This is a genomic window from Bacillus sp. 7884-1 (genome assembly GCF_002272245.1).
GTDB lineage: Bacteria > Bacillota > Bacilli > Bacillales > Cytobacillaceae > Neobacillus.
In genome coordinates, this window is sequence record NZ_NPDD01000075.1 from 1 (window position 1) to 2561 (window position 2561).

The 2561-nt window shown below is 38.1% G+C and carries 3 protein-coding genes; all 3 read right to left on the bottom strand.

Annotated features, from left to right (window positions below):
- Nucleotides 1–100: 100 nt before the first annotated feature.
- The 3 genes from CHI06_RS09915 to CHI06_RS09925 all read right to left on the bottom strand — a co-directional run bounded on the left by CHI06_RS09915 (nucleotide 101) and on the right by CHI06_RS09925 (nucleotide 2503).
- Complete coding sequence (locus CHI06_RS09915) at nucleotides 101–865, bottom strand: TIGR01457 family HAD-type hydrolase (protein ID WP_095248390.1); 765 nt, start codon at nucleotides 863–865, stop codon at nucleotides 101–103.
- Nucleotides 866–934: 69 nt separating this feature from the next.
- Nucleotides 935–1369 carry a DUF86 domain-containing protein gene (locus tag CHI06_RS09920; RefSeq protein ID WP_095248391.1) on the bottom strand — a complete coding sequence of 145 codons (435 nt, stop codon included), beginning with the start codon at nucleotides 1367–1369 and terminating at the stop codon, nucleotides 935–937.
- 27 nt (nucleotides 1370–1396) lie between these two features.
- The gene (locus CHI06_RS09925; RefSeq protein ID WP_095248392.1) at nucleotides 1397–2503 is read right to left on the bottom strand and encodes an EAL domain-containing protein; all 1107 of its coding nucleotides are present in this window, start codon (nucleotides 2501–2503) and stop codon (nucleotides 1397–1399) included.
- Nucleotides 2504–2561 lie beyond the last annotated feature (58 nt).

Genomic DNA, 2561 nt, shown 5'->3' on the forward strand with positions numbered 1-2561 from the left:
GAAGGTTGTTCTTTAACCTTCCTGCCCGATTGGCTTATGACCCCGAGCCCCTAGGCGCTGCAGCTAGACAATTCTCAAAGTCGAAAATTATATCCTTTTCTTACGGCTCCCATTGATCCAATGAATCAATCGCATAGGTTGGTTTTCGGTCATAACCAGCTAATAATTCCTTCGTTGTGACACCCGTGTGGACTAGAAGCGTATCAAGCTCCGCATTCATCCCCGCTAAAATATCGGTATCATAATAATCGCCCACCATTAAGGTTTCGTCCTTGGAGGTTCCCAAAACCTTTAGAGCCTGCTCCATAATAATGGATTCAGGCTTACCAATAAAAATCGGATTGGTCTGAGTAGATACAGCAATCACCGATGTGAGCGAACCATTTCCAGGGAGTAAACCTCTTTCTGTTGGTATCGCAATATCTCCGTTTGTTGAGATAAAGATTGCGCCATTGCGGACTGCTAGGCATGCGACAGCTAATTTTTCGTAGCTAATTTCGCGGTCTATCCCAATCACAACATATTCTGCATTCTCACCAGCAAACGTAAATTTTTTTTCCTCCAATGCCGTACGAAGTCCTTCTTCCCCAATTACAAAAACGGACGCATCCATCTTTTGGTCATAGATATAATTAGCTGTTGCCTGACTTGTGGTAAAAACAAGGTCTTCCTCTGCAGGAATATCAAAGTCCCTTAACTTTTCAGCAACTTGGGCCGGAGTCCGTGAAGAATTATTGGTTACGAATAAATAAGGAATACCTTTTTCCCTTAATTTTTTCACAAAATCTCCAGCTGCCTCAATTTTTTCTGACCCCTTGTACATTGTTCCATCTAGATCAATTAAATACCCTTTATACTTTTTCATGTGAAATCACTCCTATATGTATCATAGTCGTAAATAAAAATGACCGCAAACGCGGTCAAAGATTAATGATTAATTAAATGCTGATACTGGGCCAAGTTCATTCTGTAGGTAGTCCCGGACATTCTTTGGAAATATAGCTAACGTTTTAAGATGAGAAGAGAAATGATTCTCAAGTTCATTATGGTTTATCTCCATATACAGCTGAACGAGTACTTTCCGATACTGAATCAAATTTTTTAAGCTATTACCTGTTTCAGCACTAACAACCTTTTCGTCGATTAATATATCAATAATATCTTCATAGCTGCCAGGGTCTCTCATAATAAACCCATCTATTATCGCGTTTCCCACATCTAAAACCGATTCAATCATGAGATGTGTAACCCGTTCTAATGCTGCTTTTTCTATCTGGGTCGACCATTGATCCTGACTAGAAAATAAGCTGATTTGCTTTTCTAGAAAAACCAATGTTGTCTCTAACTTATCACGGTCTACAAAATACATGTCATCCACTTCCTCAATTATTATCATCTACGTTGCAATTTCCTCATAAAACCTAGTTGGTCGCGCGTAAAAATTCCCCTGTGCTAAGTCAACATTATTTCTAGATAAAACAGAAGCTTCTTCTTGGTTTTCAATTCCCTCCGCCACAACTAAAGAGCCAGCCTCCCTAGCAACAAGGAGCAACCCTTTTAACATTGACTCTTTAACCGAGTTTTTATCAATGTTTTCAATTACAGAACGATCAATCTTAATGATATCAGGCATAAGTTCAGTAATCGTATTTAAGCTGGAATAGCCTGCTCCCGTGTCATCCACAGCAATCTTAAAACCCATTAATCGTAAAACATTAATATTAAAGGAAAAGTTTTTCAAACCCTCAATTGAATCCCGTTCCGTCACTTCAAAGGTAATCTGTTTCGGTGAAATACCTCTATATTTCTGTAACAACTTCTTTAAATCACTGGTAAATCTAATATTCCCGAGAGTTAACGGAGTACAATTAACAAAAATATCTTGGCGGCAACGGGATGCTTTTACTTGCTGAAGCATTTTTTCCAACACAATCATTTCTAACTCGTACAAACGGCCGGTTTGTCTTGCAACAGAAAAAAGCTGTAACGGAGCTTCTAAAACAGTCCCTTTCGGTCCTCGAGTAAGCAGTTCCCATGCTCGGATTTCACTTGTGGCTACATCGATAATTGGCTGTGCAAACAGAGTGATATTCTTTTTGGTAATAATTTTATTAATGGCTAACAACATTTCATTACTCTCCAGCTGTACTCGCTTCTCTGCCATACCAATGGCTTGTCTGTGCGCTCTTAATATGGAATCCTGGATAGAATAGTCATGTTTTTCAACAAACATATATCCTTCTTCAAATGTGGGATACATGGAAGGATAAAGTTTAACGAACCTTTGTGCTACTTCTTCAGTTATCTTTTTCATCATTAGGTCAATATTTGAAATAGAATGGCGATCATGATCAACGGTAATTAATAGCGTAATGCCTTCACCATAATAATCATGAAGGGTAATTACTTCCTTTGGGTTAACCACTTGTTCCACAACGATTTGAAAAAGTTTCTTCAACGTTTTTACTAATTTAGACTGCTGCTTAACTTCAGTTTGTTCCATAAAATCCTTTTGATTAGTCAAGTCCTAGATTTTGTGTAAATTTTATTCCCATGATTTT

What these genes read in the sequence shown, in the direction of transcription:
- CHI06_RS09915 (WP_095248390.1), bottom strand. Translation starts at nt 865, where the DNA reads ATGAAAAAGTATAAAGGGTATTTAATTGATCTAGATGGAACAATGTAC.
- CHI06_RS09920 (WP_095248391.1), bottom strand. Translation starts at nt 1,369, where the DNA reads ATGTATTTTGTAGACCGTGATAAGTTAGAGACAACATTGGTTTTTCTA.
- CHI06_RS09925 (WP_095248392.1), bottom strand. Translation starts at nt 2,503, where the DNA reads ATGGAACAAACTGAAGTTAAGCAGCAGTCTAAATTAGTAAAAACGTTG.